The organism is Amycolatopsis coloradensis (genome assembly GCF_001953865.1).
Classification (GTDB): domain Bacteria; phylum Actinomycetota; class Actinomycetes; order Mycobacteriales; family Pseudonocardiaceae; genus Amycolatopsis; species Amycolatopsis coloradensis.
In genome coordinates this window covers 40,623-59,971 of the sequence record NZ_MQUQ01000014.1, presented here as the reverse complement: position 1 = coordinate 59,971, position 19,349 = coordinate 40,623, and the positions used below count along the sequence as shown (strand labels likewise).

At 69.0% G+C, this 19,349-nt stretch carries 18 protein-coding genes; 6 read left to right on the top strand and 12 right to left on the bottom strand.

Translation table 11 applies throughout. The features are described from left to right. Positions 1 to 13: 13 nt before the first annotated feature. Positions 14 to 1,279: an amidohydrolase gene (locus tag BS329_RS24155; protein WP_076163540.1), complete on the bottom strand. Its 1,266-nt coding sequence runs from the start codon at positions 1,277 to 1,279 to the stop codon at positions 14 to 16. Positions 1,280 to 1,351: 72 nt separating this feature from the next. Between BS329_RS24155 and BS329_RS24150 the strand changes: the two genes are divergently transcribed. The 4 genes from BS329_RS24150 to BS329_RS24135 all read left to right on the top strand — a co-directional run bounded on the left by BS329_RS24150 (position 1,352) and on the right by BS329_RS24135 (position 6,603). Further along, a complete protein-coding gene (locus BS329_RS24150) occupies positions 1,352 to 2,848 on the top strand; it encodes a DUF7782 domain-containing protein (protein ID WP_076163539.1) in 1,497 nt (498 codons plus the stop codon). Next, entirely contained in the window at positions 2,848 to 3,285 is a 438-nt protein-coding gene (gene dtd, locus BS329_RS24145; RefSeq protein ID WP_076163538.1) for a D-aminoacyl-tRNA deacylase, read from the top strand. Before BS329_RS24150 ends, dtd begins: the two co-directional genes overlap by 1 nt. A gap of 246 nt (positions 3,286 to 3,531) precedes the next feature. Further along, positions 3,532 to 4,563: a sigma-70 family RNA polymerase sigma factor gene (locus BS329_RS24140; RefSeq protein ID WP_076163537.1), complete on the top strand. Its 1,032-nt coding sequence runs from the start codon at positions 3,532 to 3,534 to the stop codon at positions 4,561 to 4,563. A 369-nt stretch (positions 4,564 to 4,932) separates the two neighbouring features. After that, positions 4,933 to 6,603: a fumarate hydratase gene (locus BS329_RS24135; protein WP_076163536.1), complete on the top strand. Its 1,671-nt coding sequence runs from the start codon at positions 4,933 to 4,935 to the stop codon at positions 6,601 to 6,603. A gap of 96 nt (positions 6,604 to 6,699) precedes the next feature. Here the strand turns inward: BS329_RS24135 and BS329_RS24130 are convergent, their stop codons facing one another. The 9 genes from BS329_RS24130 to BS329_RS24090 form a co-directional block, all read right to left on the bottom strand. Beyond that, positions 6,700 to 7,215 (bottom strand): hypothetical protein, encoded by a 516-nt coding sequence (locus BS329_RS24130; protein WP_244197274.1) that lies wholly within the window; start codon positions 7,213 to 7,215, stop codon positions 6,700 to 6,702. Between the two features lie 43 nt (positions 7,216 to 7,258). Continuing rightward, positions 7,259 to 7,729, bottom strand: a complete 471-nt coding sequence (locus tag BS329_RS24125; RefSeq protein WP_076163534.1) for a hypothetical protein — start codon at positions 7,727 to 7,729, stop codon at positions 7,259 to 7,261. A gap of 37 nt (positions 7,730 to 7,766) precedes the next feature. Next, complete coding sequence (locus BS329_RS24120) at positions 7,767 to 8,564, bottom strand: ABC transporter permease (protein WP_076163533.1); 798 nt, start codon at positions 8,562 to 8,564, stop codon at positions 7,767 to 7,769. Further along, positions 8,542 to 9,396 (bottom strand): 2-aminoethylphosphonate ABC transporter permease subunit, encoded by an 855-nt coding sequence (locus tag BS329_RS24115; protein WP_076163532.1) that lies wholly within the window; start codon positions 9,394 to 9,396, stop codon positions 8,542 to 8,544. Before BS329_RS24115 ends, BS329_RS24120 begins: the two co-directional genes overlap by 23 nt. After that, positions 9,393 to 10,454: an ABC transporter ATP-binding protein gene (locus tag BS329_RS24110; protein ID WP_076163531.1), complete on the bottom strand. Its 1,062-nt coding sequence runs from the start codon at positions 10,452 to 10,454 to the stop codon at positions 9,393 to 9,395. The genes BS329_RS24115 and BS329_RS24110 overlap by 4 nt, the downstream gene beginning before the upstream one ends. Next, positions 10,451 to 11,470 carry a 2-aminoethylphosphonate ABC transporter substrate-binding protein gene (locus BS329_RS24105; RefSeq protein ID WP_076163530.1) on the bottom strand — a complete coding sequence of 340 codons (1,020 nt, stop codon included), beginning with the start codon at positions 11,468 to 11,470 and terminating at the stop codon, positions 10,451 to 10,453. The genes BS329_RS24110 and BS329_RS24105 overlap by 4 nt, the downstream gene beginning before the upstream one ends. Before the next feature lie 16 nt (positions 11,471 to 11,486). Then, entirely contained in the window at positions 11,487 to 12,161 is a 675-nt protein-coding gene (locus BS329_RS24100; protein ID WP_076163529.1) for a phosphonatase-like hydrolase, read from the bottom strand. Continuing rightward, positions 12,155 to 13,267 (bottom strand): TIGR03364 family FAD-dependent oxidoreductase, encoded by a 1,113-nt coding sequence (locus BS329_RS24095; RefSeq protein ID WP_076163528.1) that lies wholly within the window; start codon positions 13,265 to 13,267, stop codon positions 12,155 to 12,157. Before BS329_RS24095 ends, BS329_RS24100 begins: the two co-directional genes overlap by 7 nt. Positions 13,268 to 13,449: 182 nt before the next feature. Then, positions 13,450 to 14,226: a GntR family transcriptional regulator gene (locus tag BS329_RS24090; protein ID WP_076163527.1), complete on the bottom strand. Its 777-nt coding sequence runs from the start codon at positions 14,224 to 14,226 to the stop codon at positions 13,450 to 13,452. A 73-nt stretch (positions 14,227 to 14,299) separates the two neighbouring features. Here BS329_RS24090 and BS329_RS24085 point away from each other — a divergent pair, with 73 nt between their 5' ends. Together BS329_RS24085 and BS329_RS24080 are read left to right on the top strand one after the other, a co-directional pair. Beyond that, positions 14,300 to 15,553 carry an APC family permease gene (locus tag BS329_RS24085; RefSeq protein ID WP_076163526.1) on the top strand — a complete coding sequence of 418 codons (1,254 nt, stop codon included), beginning with the start codon at positions 14,300 to 14,302 and terminating at the stop codon, positions 15,551 to 15,553. 124 nt (positions 15,554 to 15,677) lie between these two features. Further along, positions 15,678 to 16,484 carry a S1 family peptidase gene (locus BS329_RS24080; RefSeq protein ID WP_084750139.1) on the top strand — a complete coding sequence of 269 codons (807 nt, stop codon included), beginning with the start codon at positions 15,678 to 15,680 and terminating at the stop codon, positions 16,482 to 16,484. Positions 16,485 to 16,561: 77 nt separating this feature from the next. Here the strand turns inward: BS329_RS24080 and BS329_RS24075 are convergent, their stop codons facing one another. Further along, entirely contained in the window at positions 16,562 to 17,668 is a 1,107-nt protein-coding gene (locus BS329_RS24075) for an NAD(P)H-dependent flavin oxidoreductase (RefSeq protein ID WP_143253188.1), read from the bottom strand. Positions 17,669 to 17,692: 24 nt separating this feature from the next. Further along, a complete protein-coding gene (locus tag BS329_RS24070) occupies positions 17,693 to 19,309 on the bottom strand; it encodes an acyl-CoA synthetase (RefSeq protein ID WP_208619266.1) in 1,617 nt (538 codons plus the stop codon). Positions 19,310 to 19,349: the final 40 nt, after the last annotated feature.

Here is a 19,349-nt window from a genome sequence, read left to right as displayed (position 1 = left end):
CCACTCGCCGGGCTCATTTGACACCCGGGTGGGTGAGCCGGTGCAAGGCCGCGACCACGAGCGCCTCCACGCCCGCCGAAAGCGTCGGATGCGGGATCGGCGCGAAGAGCGGCGAGTGGTTCGACGGGATGTCCTGTTCGAACCGGCCGCCGGTCATCGCGGAGAGCACCTGGCCCTCGTCCAGCCCGCCGACCAGCCAGAACACCGACGGCACCCCGGCGGCGCGGCCGAACTCGCTGAAGTCCTCGCTCCCGGTGACCAGCGGCGCGGGCATGACCCGGCCCTCACCGAAGTGGTCACGGAAAGCGGCGGCGAGACCTTCGGTGGCCTTCTCGTCGTTCTCGGTGACCGGGAAGGCGCCGATGCGCTCGATCTCCGGCGCCTTCGGCGCGCCCGCGGTCGCCGCCTCGCCGTTGACGATCCGCTCGACCGCCGCGACGACCTTCTCCCGCACCGCCTGGTCGAACGACCGGATGTTGATCTCGAGGACCGCGTGGTCGGCGATGATGTTGTGCGCGGTGCCGACGTGCAGCGACCCGACGGTCACCACGGCCGACTCGGTCGCCGGGATCTCCCGCGAAACGACGGTCTGGAGCTTGAGCACCACGGACGCGGCGAGCACCGCGGGATCCACCGTGGTCTCGGGGCGCGAGCCGTGCCCGCCCCGGCCGTGCAGCGTGACGCGGAGCGCGTCGGTGGCGGCCATGATCACGCCGGGCCTGGTCAGCACCCAGCCCGCCGGACCGGGCACGACATGCTGGCCGAGCACGACGTCGGGTTTGCCGGCGGGCTCGAAAACGCCGTCACGGACCATCCCGACCGCGCCGTCCCCTGCCTCCTCCCCCGGCTGGAAGACGACCATCAGCGTGCCGGACCAGTGCTCGCGCCCGGACGCCAGCAGGGAGGCTGCGCCGGAGAGCCAGGTGGCGTGCATGTCGTGGCCACAGGCGTGCATCACCGGCACGTCGCGGCCTTCGGCGTCGACACCACGCGCGGTGCTCGCGTAGGGCAGGCCGGTCTTCTCCTCGACCGGCAGCGCGTCGATGTCGGCGCGCAGCATCACCTTCGGGCCGGGCCCGTTGCGAAGCACGCCCAGGACGCCGGTGCGCCCGATGCCGGTGTGCACCTCGTAGCCGTCGGCCTCCAGTCGCCGGGCCAGTTCGGCGGCGGTGCGGGTTTCGGCGAACGACAGCTCCGGATGCCGGTGGAGGTCGGTGTACAGGTCTTCCAATCCGGGCAGCGCCGCTCGCAGCGGTGCCAGGACACTTTCAAGGCTCACGACCTCATCCTGACAGTATTACCCACCGTGAGCAGAAGCCCGATCACACCTCCTCCGGCACAATCACCCACCGTGAGCACACAAGCGGCCCTCCCCGACCTGTCCGACGACGTCTGCGCCAGGCTGCGGGACGCCTTCCGCCGGACTGGATACGACGCCGACGGCGTGGTCGACGTGCTCGGTTCCGCGCACGCCGCCCTCGGCCGCGGCGAACCCGAACCGGCCCATCGCGCGACCCGCGATTCCGGCGAACTCGGCACGCTGATCCGGCTGTTCCTGCTGGGCTCGACCGAACCGGAGAAGGACGTCGAGGCCGCATTCGCGCCACTGCCGATCGATGACGCGGTCGCCGCGACGCTGCTCGTCCCCGCCGCCGACGGCTACCGGGCCGGTCTCGACGTCCGCCCGCACGGCGACGACAACGGCTCATGGTGGGTCGTTGCGGACCTGGACGCGGACATCCTCGGCCAGACCGTGCCCGAGGACCACGTCCTCGGCGTCGGGCACGCGTCGCTCAGCCTGATCCGAGCGACCAGCCGCCGCGAGGTCGGCAGTCTCCTCGACCTCGGCACCGGCAACGGCGTCCAGGCGCTGCACGCCACCCGTCACGCGAAGAAGGTCACCGCCACCGATGTCTCGGCCCGCGCGCTGGCGCTCGCCGCGGCCACCTTCCGGCTCAACGAATTGGACGTCGAACTCGTACGGGGCGAATGGTTCGCGCCGGTCGCGCGGCGCCGGTTCGACCAGATCGTCTGCAATCCGCCGTTCGTGGTCGGCCCGCCCCGGGTGGACTACACCTACCGCGACTCCGGTCTGGCCGGCGACGACGCCAGCGCGCTCGTGGTGCGGCAGCTGCCCGGGTTCCTCGAAGACGGTGGCACCGGCCACCTCCTCGCGTCCTGGCTGCACGTCGAGGGCGAGGACTGGGGCGATCGGGTGACCCGCTGGCTGCCCGCCGAGACCGACGCCTGGTTCGTGCAGCGCGACATCGCGGATCCGGGCCTGTACGTCGGCACGTGGCTGCGCGACGCGGGTATCGACCCCCGCTCCCCCGAGGGCCGGGCGAAATCCGGCGCCTGGCTCGACTGGTTCGCCGAGAACGACGTCCAGGGCATCGGTTTCGGCTTCGTCACCCTCCGCCACGCCTCGGGCCGGACGCCGACGATCGTGTGCGAGGACCTTCGCCAGGCCTACGACGACCCGCTGGGCGCCGAGGCGGCGAACTGGCTGGACCGGGTGGAGTGGCTGCGCACGAACGGGGATTCGTTACTGGATGTCCGATTCCGCGTCCCGGAAAGCGTCCTTCTGGAGAGCGTCGCGGAGCCGGGTGTGGAGGGCTGGGCAACGACCGTCCAGCGGCTGCATCGCACCGACGGCCCGGGGTGGTCGCACGAAGTCGACGAACTGGCGACCCGGCTGCTCGCCGGCTGCCAGGGCGCTCTGCCGCTGGAAGACCTGATCGTGCTCCTGGCGGCCGCGCGGGGCCTCGAACCGGAGGAACTGGCCGCCGCCGCGCTGCCCGTCGTCCGCGAACTGGTCCGGCACGGCATGCTGCTGCCCGCCGTCTGATGCGGGCGGTGGTGACGCGGGTCACGGAAGCGAGCGTGACCGTCGGCGACGAGGTGACGGGTGCCATCGGCGAACCGGGTTTGCTGGTACTGCTGGGAATTCACGTCGACGACGACGTGACGAAGGCGGCCACGATGGCACGCAAACTGCACGAAGCACGCATACTTCGTGACGAGGAGTCGTGTGCCACCACCGGCGCTCCCCTACTTGTCGTAAGCCAGTTCACCCTTTATGGCGATACCCGCAAAGGCCGCCGTCCGTCGTGGACGGCGGCCNNCTCGGCGGCCGCCCGCCCCGAAATCGCCGAACCGCTCGTGACGGCCGTCGTCGACGCCTTGCGCGAACGTGGCGCGCGGGTCGAAACCGGCCGGTTCGGGGCCATGATGGCGGTCCGGAGCGTGAACGACGGTCCTTTCACTCTTCTCATAGAGGTCTAGACCACGTTGTTTCTCCCCCGCACGCGCATTCTCAGGAAAAGCTCAGGGTTGGTCGAGCAACGCCCCAGGTCAGCCGCCCGTCTCCGGTATAGCGGCCGGGAACGTTTTCGACCCTCCCGGCGTTGAGCGAAGTGTCCAGCCAAGCTGGGCCGACGAGGAGTAGCGGGTTTTCCACAGGGCTTGCTACGCCGAGGCGGATCCGGCGGACACATCGCAGCACGTTCAGCCCGTGACCGGGGAGGCAGAATGTCAGTCCAGACTCTCGAACGCGAAGCGCGCGGGATTCGCGAGCGCCGTATCCCGGCGCAATCCACCCAGGAGCCGGTGAGCGCGGGGGCCCTCACCGACGCCGACCTCGACGCCCAGAGCCCGGCCGCGGACCTCGTTCGCGTGTACCTCAACGGAATCGGCAAGACGGCGCTGCTGTCCGCCGCCGACGAGGTGGAGCTGGCGAAGCGCATCGAAGCCGGAGTGTTCGCCCAGCACATGCTGGACACCGCCGAGAGCCTCACGCCGAAGCGGCGCTCCGAGATGTCCGCTCTCGTGCGTGACGGCCACGTCGCGAAGAACCACTTGCTGGAGGCCAACCTCCGCCTCGTGGTCTCGCTCGCGAAGCGGTACACCGGCCGGGGGATGCCGCTGCTCGATCTGATCCAGGAGGGGAACCTGGGCCTGATCCGCGCGGTGGAGAAGTTCGACTATTCCAAGGGGTTCAAGTTCTCGACCTACGCCACCTGGTGGATCCGCCAGGCCATCACCAGGGGGATGGCCGACCAGGGACGCACCATCCGGCTGCCGGTTCACCTGGTGGAACAGGTGAACAAGCTGGCCCGTATCAAGCGCGATCTGCACCAGCAGCTCGGGCGCGACGCGACGCACGAGGAACTGGCCGCCGAATCGGGCATTCCGGCGCACAAGATCTCCGATCTGCTGGACCACTCGCGTGACCCGGTGAGCCTCGACATGCCGGTCGGCACGGAGGAGGACGCCCCGCTCGGTGACTTCATCGAGGACTCCGAGGCGACCGACGCCGAGAGCGCCGTGATCTCCGGTCTGCTCCAGGACGACCTGCGCCGCGTGCTCGCGACGCTGGACGACCGGGAGTCCCAGGTGATCCGTCTCCGCTACGGTCTCGACGACGGCCAGCCCCGGACGCTGGACCAGATCGGCAAGTTCTTCGGACTGTCCCGTGAACGCGTTCGCCAGATCGAGCGTGAGGTCATGTCGAAGCTGCGTCAGGGTGAGCGGGCCGATCGCCTGCGCGCCTACGCTTCGTAGTCTTCACTGGGCCTTTCGGCGCGGAAAAAGCAACACCCGTTCGGCAGCGTTGACTTATGCCCTGCGTCACGAGACCGTCGAGCAGGTAATAAGTCTTCGCGGCCGGGTGTTCGCGCCCGGATCGCTTTCCCCGGGAGGTCGGGTCCGTCGGGGTGGGCCCGGCCTCCCGAACCATTTTGTGGGGCGCGGCGACAAAGTGCGGCGCGAGAATTGCAGACGGTCCGATTCTTCTCTTGAAGTCCGCGGCCCCACCCCTGCCCGGCGCCTACCGGCAGTGGCCCTGGTTACGTCCGCCGTGGCCTCTCGGAAGCCGCCGCCCGGCTTGGGTACCGTTGGCGGGTTCCCGATGCCGGCAAAGGAGCCCGCGCAGTGGCGCCCACCACGTTCCAGCACACTGAAGTCCTTCCGCTCGCCAAGGACACCCGCACCGAGTACCGGCTGATCGGCACCGAAGGTGTCGAGGTCGTCGAGGCGGCGGGACGCAAGTTCCTCAAGGTCGAGCCCGAAGCGCTGACCAAGCTCGCCAAGACCGCGATCACCGACATCCAGCACCTGTTGCGCTCGTCACACCTGGCACAGCTGCGCGCGATCATCGACGACCCGGAGGCGAGCGGCAACGACCGGTTCGTCGCGATGGACCTGCTGCGCAACGCGGCCATCTCCGCGGGCGGCGTCCTCCCGATGTGCCAGGACACCGGCACCGCGATCGTGATCGGCAAACGCGGCGAAGGCGTCCTCACCGGCGCCGACGACGAACGCGCGTTGTCGCGAGGCATTTTCGACGCCTATCAGGAGTTGAATCTGCGCTATTCCCAGATGGCGCCGGTGAATTTCTGGGATGAGCGCAATACGGGCACCAACTTGCCCGCGCAGATCGAGCTTTATCACAAGGACGACACAGCCGGGCAGGCCGAAGTTCCCAGCTATGAATTCCTGTTCATGGCCAAGGGTGGCGGCAGCGCGAACAAGACATTCCTCTATCAGGAGACCAAAGCGGTCCTGAACCCGAAGCGCCTCGCGAAGTTCCTCGACGAGAAACTCCGCGGCCTCGGCACCGCCGCCTGCCCGCCGTACCACCTCGCGATCGTCGTCGGCGGCACGTCGGCGGAGTTCAACCTGAAGGTCGCGAAGCTGGCTTCGGCCCGCTATCTCGACGACCTGCCCACCGAGGGTTCCGAGCTGGGCCACGGTTTCCGCGACGTCGACCTCGAGCAGCAGGTGCTGGAGATGACCCGCCAGTTCGGCATCGGCGCGCAGTTCGGCGGCAAGTACTTCTGCCACGACGTCCGCGTGATCCGGCTGCCGCGCCACGGCGCGTCCTGCCCGGTCGGCGTCGCCGTCTCGTGCTCCGCCGACCGTCAGGCCAAGGCGAAGATCACCGCGGACGGCGTCTTCCTGGAGCAACTGGAGCGCGACCCGGCGCGGTTCCTGCCGGACGTCACCGAGGACGACCTGTCCGACGAGGTGGTGACCGTCGACCTCAACCGCCCGATGGCCGAAATCCGCACACAGCTCTCGCAGCTGCCGGTGAAAACGCGCCTGTCGCTGACCGGTCCGCTCGTCGTCGCCCGCGACATCGCGCACGCGAAGATCGCCGAGCGGCTCGACGCGGGCGAAGAGATGCCTCAGTACCTTCGCGACCACCCCGTGTACTACGCGGGCCCCGCGAAGACGCCCGAGGGCTACGCGTCGGGCTCCTTCGGGCCCACCACCGCCGGCCGGATGGACTCCTACGTCGAGCAGTTCCAGGCCGCGGGCGGCTCGCTGGTGATGCTGGCGAAGGGCAACCGGTCCAAGAAGGTGACCGCGGCGTGCAACGAGCACGGCGGGTTCTACCTCGGCTCGATCGGCGGCCCGGCCGCGCGGCTGGCGCAGGACTGCATCAAGAAGGTCGACGTCCTCGAGTACGCCGAACTGGGGATGGAGGCGGTCTGGAAGATCGAGGTCGAGGACTTCCCCGCGTTCATCGTCATCGACGACAAGGGCAACGACTTCTTCGAGGCCACCTCGGAACCGGTGCTCCAGATCAGCTTCCGCTGACCCCTCGCGTGGCGTCCGGCCGCCCTGGCACTGTTATGAACGGACCTTTCATAACAAATTTTGTTATGAAAGGTCCGTTCATAACACGAGTGAGCGTTACCGCATCTGCTTCAACACGACGGTCCGTTCACCCAGCGGCGCCGCCAGCGACACCGAGATCACCGGATGCCGGATGTCCATCGTGCACATCTGGTCGGTCTGGCCCTTCAGTTCGGTCAGGTTGACGGTGACCCGGGTGCCGTCCTGCTGCGCGGCCTCCGCGGTGGCGTGCCCGCAGCCGCCTTCCTGGCCGCGGATGTTCAGGATCGTCCCGCCGTTGCTCGTGTACACCTCACGCGGATAGTCCGCAGGGAGCGCCGACGCGTCGAGCTGCTTGTCGGGCAGTTTGGTGCTGCCCTCCGGGACCTCCTGGCGTGGTGCGCCGGGCACTCCGGGCTGGCTCGGCGCGGACGTCGGCGCGGAGGAAGGCGGAGCGGTCGACGACGGCGGCACGGTACTCAGGGTGCCGCTCCCGGGTCCGGCCGCGGGTTCCGCCGCCTGGTTCTGCGCCCCGCAGGCGGATACCGCAACGACGATCAGGCCAAGGCCGATGACATTCGTTAAGTACCTCATGCGGCTAGGACGGAACGGGGCCGCTGCGGGGTTGCACCTGATCTCAACCCGCTTCCAGCACGACCGGTCGCGGCCCGATCGGCTCAGCGAGCTTCACCGGCAGGACGGCGTAGCGGATGACCTGCGGGCACATCCGTCCCGGCTCGCCGTGGTCGATCTTCACCTCGATCACGACCCGCTTGGCGTTCTGCTCGGCCAGGTTCGCCGTCGCCTCGTCGCAGCCGCTCAGCTCGACGTGCACCTTCACCAGCGCGCCTTCTTCGGCGCTGACCTGCGCCGGCACCTTGGCGTCGACCTGCGACGGCGGCAGCATCTTGTCCGAGGGTGGCGGGCCGACGGTCGGCCGCGAGATCGGTGGTTTCGCGACCGGCGGGCTCGCCGGGAGTGAGGTGGGCGGATCCGACGGTGTGGTGACGACCGGAGGGGTGCTCGTGTTCGCCGGTCCGCCCGCGCCGCAGGCGGCCGTCACGGCGAGCACGAGCCCCGCGCCCAGCGTCTTCGCTGCGTTCTTCATGGCGGCTGGACGGAATGAAGCGGGCAAACGGTTGCGTTTAACGCTGTGCCGCACGGCCACGGACGAGCCCGAGGATCACCACCCCGGCGAGGGTGACGGCCAGCAGCAGCACCGTGCTCGCCGACGCCAGGAACACCTGTCCCCGGTCCGTGAGCGCGAAAATGCTCGCGGGCAGCGTGCGCCAGTCCGGCGGGTACAGCATCATCGTCGCGCCCAGTTCACCCATCGACATCGCCAGCGCGAGACTCGCCGACGCCGAGATCGACGGGAGCAGCACCGGCAGCCGCACCCGCAGCAGTACGCGGACCGGCCCAGCGCCGAGGCTCGCCGCCGCCTGCGCCAGCAGCGGGTCCATCCGCGCGATCGCGGCGGAGACCGTGCTGTAGGAGAACGGCAGCAGGATCATCACGTGCCCCAGCAGCACGATCCAGCGCGTGCCGTTGAAGGCCATCGGTGGACGGCTGAACGCGACCAGCAACGCCAGTCCCAGCACCACCGACGGCACCGCGATCGGCAGGTGGAACAGGGTGTCGACGGCTTTCCGCACCCTAGGGCCAGCGGACTGCGCCGCGAGCGCGGCCCACGCCCCCAGCAGTACCGAGACCAGCGAAGCGATGACGCCGGTCTGAATGCTCACCGAGAGACTCGCGAACGTCTCTCCGGACAGCGCCTGCGCGAAATGCGAGCCGGTGAGCGCCCCCGGCAGCAATCCGGTCCAGTTCCCCGCGACCGACGCCAGCACGATCATCAGCAGCGGCGCCAGCACGATCGCGGCGAACAGCACCGCGAACACCGTCCACAGCAGGATCCGGCTACGCCTTGTCCACAGCAGCACGACGGCCTCCGTTCGTCAGTCGCCGGTAGGTTCCGTACAGGGCGAGGGAGAACACGACGTTGACCACCGCGATGACACACGCCTGCGGGAAGTCGAACGTGACGATTCCCTTGCCGTAGACCAGCATCGGCAGGGTCGTGACGTCCTTGGCACCGAGGAAGAGCACGATGCCGAACTCGTTCATCGCCAGCAGCATGGTCAGGCAGGCGCCGGAAGCCAGGGACGGCAAGGCTTCCGGAAGGATCACCCGGCGCAGCACGCGGCCGGGTTTCGCGCCGAGACTGGCCGCGACCTCCATCTGTGCCGAGGAGACCTGGCCGAACGCGGCGAGCGCCGGCCGCATCACGAACGGCGTGTAGAAGGTGATCTCCGCCAGGAGGATCCCGAACGGCGAGTACAGGAACCCGCCCGCGCCGAGGATTCCCGCGCTGCCGTAGATGAAGGTGAACGCGAGCGCGATCAGGAACGACGGGAACGCGAGCACGGTGTCCACGAGCCGCGAGAGCGTCCGCGCGCCGGGGAACGGCACGAACGCGATCACCAGCGCGAGGAACGTCCCGAGCACGACGCAGCCCGCTGTCGCGCCCAGCGCGAGGGCGACCGTTTTCCAGGCGGCGTCCCGGAACTCCGCCGACCCCAAGACGTCCAGCCACACCGACAGGCCGAATTCGCCGGTCTTCGATTCCAGGGACTGCAGGATGACCAGCACGAGCGGGTAGCCGAAGAAGCCGAGCAGCACGAGCACCGGCGGCAGCAGGAACCAGCCGTGGCCCGGCCGCTTCTCCCGCTGCCGCGCCGGTGCCGCCGTGGCGGTCAGCGCGAGGCCGGTCATCCGATGCCCACCAGCGGGCAACCGTCCGGAATGGACACACCGACCCGCTCCCCCACGCCCGGCAGCCCCTCGACGTCCGGAACCTCGGCGCGGATCTCACCCCCGTCGTGCGCGAGTTCGAGATCGAGCCGGAAGCCCGTGCCACGCCACTGGACGCCGCGCAGGACCGCGGGCAGCGCGCCGGGAGCGTCCACCGCGATGATCGCGACCCGGTGGGGCCGGACGCCGAGCGCGACGGGCTGGCCCGCCCGGATGACACCGGACGGGTCGGCCGCCAGCTCGCGATCGCCGAGCCGGACCCGGGTGCCGTCGGGCTGGATCAGTTCCACCGGGAGCAGGTTGGACGCGCCGAGGAAGCTCGCGGTGAACTCGGTCGAGGGACGCTGGTACAGCTCGCGGCTCGGACCGAGTTCGACCAGTTTCGAATCACGCATGACGGCGATCCGGTCGGCCAGCGCCAGTGCCTCACCCTGGTCGTGGGTGACGTAGATCAACGTGGTGTCGGGCAGTTCCGCCCGCAGCCGCAGCAGTTCCGCGACCATGTCCTCACGCAGTGCGGCGTCCAAAGCGGACAGTGGCTCGTCCAGCAGCAGCACACGCGGCCGGATGGCCAGTGCCCTGGCGAGCGCGACCCGCTGCTGCTGCCCGCCCGAAAGCTCACGCGGGTAACGGTCGGCGTACTTGCCCATGCCGACCAGTTCGAGTGCCTCGGTGACCCGGCTCGCCGTCTCGGCACGAGGTGTTTTCCGTGCCTTGAGCCCGAAAGCGACGTTGGCCGCGACACGCATGTGCGGGAACAGCGCGTAACTCTGGACGACGACGCCGAGGCCGCGCCGGTGCGGCGGCAGGTCGGTGACGTCCTCGCCGTCGAGCAGGACCCGGCCGGTGCTCGGCACCACGAAACCGGCGAGTGCCTTCAAAGCCGTCGACTTGCCGGAGCCGGACGGCCCGAGCATGGCCAGGGTCTCCCCTCTCGCCACGGTGAGGTCCAGTGGCGAGAGGGCGGTCGTCTGTCCGAAGTGGACGGAAACCCCGCGGAATTCGACCGCCGGGGTCATCGGCCAACGGCCTTCTTGTACGCGGCGAGGTCGGCGTCGAGCTTCGCGAGGACGGCGTCCCAGTCCGGCTGCCAGATCTCGACGCCGTCGAGCGCCGCCTTCACCTTGTCCGCTAGCGGGCCCGACGGAGTAACGTCGGTCCGCGACGGTGCGCCGAAGGCGTCCACGGCCTTGCCCTGGACCTCGGGCGAGAGCAGGAAGTCCAGGAACTTCTTGGCGTTCTCCGCGTGCGGCGCGTTGTTCACGAGACCGGCGTAGTACGGGAGCGCGAACGTGGACCGCTTGCCCTGTGCGTCGGCGGGGAAGAAGATCTCGAAGCCGCCGCTCTTTTCGATCGAGGCGAGGTTCATCTGGACGTCGCCGTTGGCCACCAGGATCTCGGCCTTGGCCACCTTCGGCTGAAGCTTGCCGGTGGAGGACGACGGGCCGACGTTGTTGGCTTCGAGCTTCGCGAGGTATTCGAGCGCGCCCTGTTCACCGAGGACGTGCTGGAGTTGCAGCAGGACCGCCGTGCCGTCGCCGGCCTCGCCAGGGGTCGAATACTGGAGTTTGCCCTTGAGCGCGGGCGCGAGGAGGTCGTCCCAGGTCTTGGGCGAGGCCTGCGGGTTGCGGATGAAGCTGAGGTAGTTGTTCATGATGGCGAAGTAGCGGCCCTGGCCGTCCTTCTGCCCGGCGGGGACCTGGTCGATCCCGGACGGCGCCGTGATGGCGAGCAGCCCCTGCGACGCGGCCCGCTGGATGAACGGCGGGAGGGTGACCAGGATGTCGGCCTGGGTGTTGGCCTTCTCCTTCTCCACCCGCGAGGCGACTTCGCCCGATCCGGCGGTCACCGCCTGGACGGTGATGCCGGTCTTGGCCTTGAACTCCTCGACGCGCTGGGCGTACCAGTCTTCGAGACCGTCCACTGTGTACATCGTGACGGTCTGGTCGCCGGACGCGCCGCCGGCGGTGCCGCCACAGGCGGCCAAGGTGATCGTGAGCAGCCCGGCGAGGGCGGCGGCCGCGAGTTTCTTCATGTCGTCAAAGCTCCTTTTAGGACAGCAGGGCGGGGAGATCGCGGACGGATTCGAGGACGTGGGTGGCACCGGCGGCTGCCAGTTCCGGCTTCTTCGCCGATCCGGTGAGCACGCCGGCCACGATCGAGGCTCCGGCGGAGAGGCCGGTCTGGACGTCCGACGGGGTGTCGCCCGCGACGGCGATCCGGCGGACGTCACTGATTTCGAGCCGCAGCGCGGCGGCGAGGACGAGGTCGGGGAACGGGCGGCCGCGGACGCCCTCGCCCGGCGCCAGTACGGCGTCGGCGAGGCCGTGCCAGCCCAGCGTGTCCAGGATCGCGTTCTGCGTGGCCGGTGCGAAACCGGTGGTGAGGGCGACCTTCACCCCTTGGGCGCGCAGTTCCTGGATCGTCTGCTCGGCGCCGGGGACCGGCTCGCAGTGGCCGTCGGCGACGAGTTTCTCGTAGGCGTCCTGGAAGGCGGTGTTCGCGCGCTGGGCGAGGACCTCGTCCCCGTCCAGCAGTGCGCGGAAGACGACGATCTTGGACTGCCCCATCGTTTCGGCGACGTAGTCGAGCATGCCGGGGAAGCGGCTGTCCTCTTCGGACACTTCGGCGGCGGCGATCGCGGCGGTGAAGGCGCGGATCACCAGGCCGTCGTCGGCGACGGTGGTCCCGGCCATGTCCAGGACGACGAGTTCGGTGTTCACCATGAAAGCTCCTCGGCGGTGTCTTCGGCGATGGCGGGCGAGCAGGTCATGCCCCGGCCACCCGGGCCGGTGACGAGCCACGCGTTGTCCGCGACGCGGGCGCGATGCACGATCCGGGTGGTGTCGGTGGTCTGGGCGTAGACGCCTGCCCAGCGGCGGGCGATGCGCGGGAGCGGCCGTCCGAGCAGCGCACCGGCGACCTCGGCCAGATGGTCGTACGGGTCTTCGGTGGTGTCGAAGGAGAACGGCTCGTCGTATTCGTGGGTGTCGCCGATGGTCAGTGAGCCGTCGAGACGCTGGACCATGAGCAACTGCATGGCGTTGGCCGCGGCGATCTCGCCCTGCGGCTGCCCGGCGTTGAGGCTGTCGAGCGCTTCGCCGCGGTACGCCGGGTAGTAGCGGAAGCTGTCGGCGTCGGCGACCGTGGTGGTGAGGGTTTCGCCGAGCGGCTCGGTCTGCGCCATCTGCAACCGCACCCGGCGGACCGGGGTCCGCCCGGCGAGTTCCTTGACCAGGCCACCGGTCCAGGCGCCGGTGCACAGCACCACGACGTCGCCTTCATGGGTTTCGCCCGTGTCGTCGACGACGCCACGATCGGTCAGGTCGCGGATCTCGCGACCGGGCACCCAGGTGTAGCGGCCGGACTTCGCCAGTTCGCCGCGCAGGGCGGGCTGGGCGACGCGCGGTTCGACGGCGCCGTCGCGATCACACCAGAGCGCGCCGAGGAAGTCGCCGCGCAGGGCCGGGTTCAGCGCGCGGGTCTCGGTGGCGTCGAGCAGTTCGAAGCCACGATCCTCCGTGCTCGCCGCGGCGGCACGGGCGACGGCGAGTTCGGCCTCCGTGCGGACGACGGTGAGCGAGCCGTTCGGCCGGAAGCCGATCCCGGGCACCCGTTCGCCGATGCGCTCCCACAGCAGCCGCGCCCTGGCCGCCGTCTCCAGCTCGGGGCCGGTGGCGCGACCGCCGACCCAGACCAGCCCGAAGTTGCGCACGGACGCGCCCCTGGCCTCGGGTTCGCGTTCGATCTGGACGACTTCGTGGCCGCGTTCGACGGCCTGCCAGGCGTGCTGAGTGCCGAGCACTCCGCCGCCGATGATGAGGATTCGCACCCCGCAGACGGTCGCCTGCGCGCACCAACGCTCCGTGACGACGGCCCTAACCCCAGGTGAAGTACCTCCGAAGTTTGGACCAGACCTGTTATCATTACGTTATATTTCACCGCGAGTAGTCCTCTTGTTGCGGTCGTTGAAAGTGCAAGCACCGCCACTGGAGGACTGGTCGCGCGGGCGGGCTACTCCACGCGGCCGAGCCTGGTCTCGAAGGAGAGCCTGTCGCCCCGGAACAGTGACCGGACGCGCTCGAAGGGCACCCCGTCGGTACCCCACGAGGTCCGGTGCATCAGCAGCATCGGCAGCGCGGGGTTCGTCCCGATCAGCAGAGCCTCCCGGGGCGTGGCGAGCACGGTCTCGACTCGCTCCTCGGCGCCGTCGAAGACCACACCGAGCCGCTCCCGCAAACACGCGTAGAGCGACTGTGTGGGATCGAACACATCCATCAGCGTCGGGAATCGCTCGGCGGTGAGATAGGTCGATTCCAGCCCGACCCGCTCGTCGTCGGCGAGCAGCACCCGCTCGATGTGGATGACGTCGTCGTCGGGATCGATTTCCAGTTCCGAAGCCAGCGACGGACCCGCCTCACGCCGTTCCAGTGAGATCAGATTCCGGCCCGGCCGAATGCCCTGCCTCCTGAGTCCTTCGGTGTAACTCACCAAGGCGAGCGGCTGGACGAGCTTGGGACCCGCGACGTACGTGCCGCTCCCCTGCCGCCTGCTGAGCCGCCCTTCGAGCACGAGTTCACCGACGGCCTGGCGGACCGTGGCGCGGGAAACCTCGAATCTTTCGGATAGTTCCCTTTCGGTGGGAAGTACCGCTCCCTGCCCCAATTCGGAGATCACGTCGAGCAGATCGACTTTGACCGCGTAATAGCGTGGAATGCGGCCATGTTCGGGAATTCCGTCCCGAACCGGGCCGTCGGCGGGCGGATGAAGTCTGGGCGAACGCGCTTTCACAATCGGAGATCCTAGGCCGAATTCACCTGCCCTGTACTGACCCGAACGAAGTGTTCATGCCACGCTCACACTCGTGGACGAAACGGGCACACTCATTCGGCGGATCGGCACCCGCGACGCCGTCTTCATCGGACTCGGCTCGATGATCGGGGCGGGGGTCTTCGTCGCCTTCGCTCCCGCCGCGCGGGCCGCCGGAGCGTGGCTCCCCGCCGGCCTCGCCATCGCCGCCGTGATCGCCTACTGCAACGCGACGTCGTCGGCCCGGCTGGCGGCGCGGTATCCGGCTTCCGGCGGAACCTACGTCTACGGACGCGAACGGCTGGGCGAATTCTGGGGCTACCTGGCGGGCTGGGGCTTCGTAGTCGGCAAGACGGCCAGCTGCGCCGCGATGACGCTGACCGTGGTCACCTATGCCGCGCCGGGACTCGGGCAGCCGTGGCGGAGCCTGTTCGCGGTGGCCGTCGTGGCGGCGCTGACCGGGCTGAACTACCGCGGCGTCCAGCGCTCGGCGTTCGCGACCAGGCTGATCGTGTCCATCACGCTCACGATCCTGGCGCTGGCCGTCGCGGCGATGCTCTTCGGCGGCACGCTGCGGAGCGGTACGCCGGGGACGGCGGTGACACCCGGTGTCGGAGGCGTTCTCGAGTCCGCCGGTCTGCTGTTCTTCGCGTTCGCCGGCTACGCGCGGATCGCGACGCTCGGTGAGGAGGTCCGCGATCCGGCGCGCACCATCCCCCGCGCCGTGCCGATCGCGCTCGGGCTGGCACTCGTCGTCTACGCCGTGCTCGCTTTCGTCCTGCTGCGTCAGCTCGGGCCGGAGCTGCTGGGCCGCGGCGCGGATCCGATCGCGGAAGGTGTCGAGATCTCGTCGTGGTCCTGGGTCACACCCCTGGTGCGGGTGGGTGCCGTCCTCGCCGCGCTGGGTTCGCTGCTCGCGCTCGTCCTCGGTGTGTCGCGGACCACGCTGGCGATGGCGCGTGACGGCCACCTCCCCCGCTATCTGACCGCCGTCCACCCTCGCTTCGGCGTACCGCACCGGGCCGAAATGACCGTCGGTGTCGTCGTCGCCCTGCTCGCGAGCACTCTCGATCTTCGTGGCGCGATCGGTTTCTCGTCGTTCGCGGTGCTCGCCTACTACGCCGTGACGAACGCCAGCGCGTTGACCTTGCGGCCCGTGCGTCGCGTGGTCGCCGTCCTCGGCCTGCTCGGTTGTGCCGTGCTCGCGTTCAGCCTTCCGGCGGTTTCGGTGCTGACCGGTTCCGGAGTACTGGCGGTAGGCGCCCTTGGCTACGCCATTCGTCGGCGATTCGGCGCGAACGTCTGTTAATCACCATCATCGGCCCAAAGATCCGAAGAAAGTCGGTTGTCCCGGTGTCCGTCCACCTGCTGTAGTCAGTTGGCCGCAGTCAGTCTCCCTGCCTCCACTGTGGACAGCCGGAAGGAATGAACCCTTGGACATCAAGCGTCGGTTCAGCCTGCTCAAGAAGACCCTGATCGCCGTCGCGGCGGCCGGAACCCTGGCGGGTCTCGCCACGGCTCCCCCTGCCGCGGCCGCTCAGCCGCCGTCCACCGACGTGGTCGGTGGAACCCGAGCCGCCCAGGGCGAATTCCCTTGGATGGTAAGGCTTTCGATGGGGTGCGGCGGTGCGCTCTACACCCCGCAGATCGTGCTGACGGCCGCGCACTGCGTGTCGCGGACCGGGGCCAACACGAGCATCACCGCCACCCTCGGTGTCGTGGACCTGCAGAGCACCGCGGCCAAGAAGGTCAAGTCGACCTACGTGCACCGGTCGCCGACCTATCCCACCTCCACCGGCGGTGACTGGGCGCTGATCAAGCTCGCCAGCCCGGTCACCGGCATCGCGACGCTGCCGATCGCGACCACCAAGGCCTACGACAGCGGCACGTTCACCGTCGCGGGCTGGGGCGCGGCGTCCGAGGGCGGGGCGCAGCAGCGCTACCTGCTCAAGGCCACCGTCCCGTTCGTCTCAGACGCGACCTGCAAGGCACAGGGCGGCAGCTACGCCGACCTGATCGCGAACGCCGAGATCTGCGCGGGCAACGTCAACTCCGGCGGCGTCGACACCTGCCAGGGTGACTCGGGCGGCCCGATGTTCCGCCGTGACAGCGCCAACGCCTGGATCCAGGTCGGCATCGTCAGCTGGGGCGAAGGCTGCGCGCGGGCGCACGCTCCCGGCGTCTACGCCGAGGTGAGCACCTTCGCGACCGCCATCAAGAACGCGGCGGCCGGTCTGTAGCTTCGTCGTACTTTCGCGCACGGCATGCGCTGAAGGTCCCCTTCACCACAACGGCGTGGTGGAGGGGACCTTCTGTTTCAGCGGGTCTTGTCCAAACGCGACAGTGCTTCGCCGTAACCCGAGACGAGTTCCGCGATCACCTCCGTGACCGGGCGCACCCGGTCCATCCGGCCGACGATCTGCCCGACCGGCATCGAGACCACACTCGGATCCGACGCGTGGTGAATCCTGTTGTGCGCGTGGGAAACCAGCAGGTTCTGCAACGGCATCGGCAGCGGCTCCGGCGCGTCCGGCGCGGCCCACGCCTCCGTCCACCGCGTCTTGAGCAGCCGCGCCGGCTTCCCGGTGTAGATCCGGGTCCGGACGGTGTCGGACGAACCCGCCGCGACCAGCGCGCGTTGCATCGCTTCGGAATCCCCCATGGTCTGGAGGTATTCCTCGGTGGCGAGCCAGAAAGAGCCCATCCACACACCGGAAGCGCCCAGTGCGAGCGCCGCCGCGACCTGCCGTCCCGAGCCGATCCCGCCCGCGGCGAGCACCGGGACGCGGTCGCCGACGGCGTCGGCGACTTCGGGCAGCAGGACCATCGACGCGATCTCGCCGGTGTGCCCGCCGGCCTCGTAGCCTTGCGCCACAACGATGTCGACGCCGTTGTCGACATGACGGACGGCGTGTTCCGCCTTACCCGCCAGTGCCGCGACCGGCACATCCTTCGCGTGACACTGTTCGATGACGTCCACCGGCGGTGACCCCAGGGCGTTGGCGATCAACCGGATGGGGTGTTTCAGCGCGACCTCGACATGCGCCCTGGCGACCGAATGCAGCCAGCCCAGCACCCCGGCGCGTTCGTCGGTGTCGTCCGGCAAGGGCGGCACCGCGAGGTCGCGCAGCGTCCGCTCCACGAAGTCGCGATGCCCCTGCGGAATGTGTTTCGCGAGATCGGTCGACGTCCCCTCGGCCGGGATCTTGGCGGGCATCACGATGTCCACCCCGTACGGTTTGCCGCCGGTGTGCTCGTCCATCCAGGACAGGACGGAGTCGAGTTCGGCGGCGTCGTTGAACCGCACACAGCCCAGCACGCCCAGCCCACCCGCCCGGCTGATCGCCGCGGCGACGTGTTCGGACGGGGTGAACCCGACGATCGGCAGGTCGATCCCGAGGCGGTCGCACAGTGGTGTCCAAATCCGCGACGTCCGCATGAAACTCCTTTACGCCGGTTGGCTGGTGACGGGCTCGTGCTCGGAGGCGTAGCGCTGCGCCCACGGGTAGTCCGGTTTCCCGCTGGGCGACCGGCCGATCTCCTCGGCGAGCCACAGCGTGCGCGGCACCTTGTACCCGGCGATCTCGGTCCGCACGTGCGCTTCGAGCACGGCGAAGTCCAGCTCCTTGCCGGTCCTCGGCTGGATCACCGCGGCCACCCGCTGGCCGAGCCGGTCGTCGGGGATGCCGATGACGAGCGCGTCGAAGACGTCCGGATGCGACTTCAGCGCACCCTCGACTTCTTCCGGGTACACCTTTTCGCCACCGGTGTTCACGCACTGCGATCCCCGGCCGAGCAGGGTCACCGTGAGGTCGTCTTCGTAGCGCGCGTAATCACCCGGAACGACGTAACGCCTGCCGTCGACCTCGACGAAGATCTTCTCCGTCTTCGCGGGATCCTTATAGTACCCGAGTGGGACGTGGCCGCGTCGCGCGATCAGCCCGATCGCTCCCGGTTTCGGGTGGACGAGCGCGCCGTCGTCGTCCACCAGGATGGCGTCCTTGCCGAAGTTGACCCGGGGACCGGCGGAATGGTCGCTGTCCTTGCTGACCATGCCGATGCCGGTGAACCCGCTTTCCGACGATCCGATCGCGTCGGTGATCACCACGTGCGGGACCATCGCGAGGAATTCCTGCTTCACCGACTGGGAGAACAGGGCCGCGTGGCTCGACACCGCGACGAGCGACGACGCGTCGTAGTCGCCCTCGCGGAAAGCGTCGATCAACGGCCGCGCCATCGCGTCGCCGACGATGGTGAGCACCTGGACCTTGTTCTCCTGCACGGCTTTCCAGACGTCGTGCGCGTCGAACCGCGGCACGAACACGACCGGGCTGCCGGTGAACAGCGCGCCGAACGCGGCCCACTGCGCGGCACCGTGGATCAGCGGCGCGGCCGGGAGCCGGACCAGACTGCCCGACTTGCCCTGTTCGGCGAGCGTCCATTCGTCGGGGACGTATTCGCCGGTGACGAAGTTGATGCCGCCGCCGAGTGCGCGCCAGATGTCCTCGTGCCGCCACAGGACGCCCTTGGGATACCCGGTGGTGCCGCCGGTGTAGAGGATGTAGAGGTCGTCGGCGCTGCGCTCGGCGAAGTCGCGCTCGGGTGAGCCTTCGGCGAGCGCGGCTTCGTAGTCCACGCCGCCGTAGGACGAGTAGTCGCCGTCGCTTCCGTCGTCGACGACTACAACGTGTTTCAGTTTTGGCGCTTCCGGCAGGACGGCGGCGACCTTGTCCGCATACCCGCGCTCGTGGACCAGCGCCACGAGATCGGCGTTGTCGAACAGGTACCGCAGTTCGCCGTGGACGTAGCGGTAGTTGACGTTGACGGCGATCGCGCGCAATTTGTACGCGGCGATCATCGATTCCAGCGCCTCGATCGAGTTCCGGGAATAGACACCGATGTGGGATCCAGGCCCCACGCCGTGTGCCGCGAGGTGATGCGCCAGCCGGTTGGCGCGCTCTTCCAGTTCGGCGAAGGTGACCCGCCGATCGCCGCAGACGACCGCGATGCGCTCCGGCACGGCGTCGACGGCGTGCTCGAGTAGATCCGCGATGTTGAGTGCCACTTGCCCAAAGTAGAACATGTTATTGTTCTGGGCAATGGCC

What these genes read in the sequence shown, in the direction of transcription:
- BS329_RS24140 (WP_076163537.1), top strand. Translation starts at nt 3,532, where the DNA reads ATGTCAGTCCAGACTCTCGAACGCGAAGCGCGCGGGATTCGCGAGCGC.
- BS329_RS24130 (WP_244197274.1), bottom strand. Translation starts at nt 7,215, where the DNA reads ATGAGGTACTTAACGAATGTCATCGGCCTTGGCCTGATCGTCGTTGCG.
- BS329_RS24125 (WP_076163534.1), bottom strand. Translation starts at nt 7,729, where the DNA reads ATGAAGAACGCAGCGAAGACGCTGGGCGCGGGGCTCGTGCTCGCCGTG.
- BS329_RS24115 (WP_076163532.1), bottom strand. Translation starts at nt 9,396, where the DNA reads ATGACCGGCCTCGCGCTGACCGCCACGGCGGCACCGGCGCGGCAGCGG.
- BS329_RS24110 (WP_076163531.1), bottom strand. Translation starts at nt 10,454, where the DNA reads ATGACCCCGGCGGTCGAATTCCGCGGGGTTTCCGTCCACTTCGGACAG.
- BS329_RS24105 (WP_076163530.1), bottom strand. Translation starts at nt 11,470, where the DNA reads ATGAAGAAACTCGCGGCCGCCGCCCTCGCCGGGCTGCTCACGATCACC.
- BS329_RS24100 (WP_076163529.1), bottom strand. Translation starts at nt 12,161, where the DNA reads ATGGTGAACACCGAACTCGTCGTCCTGGACATGGCCGGGACCACCGTC.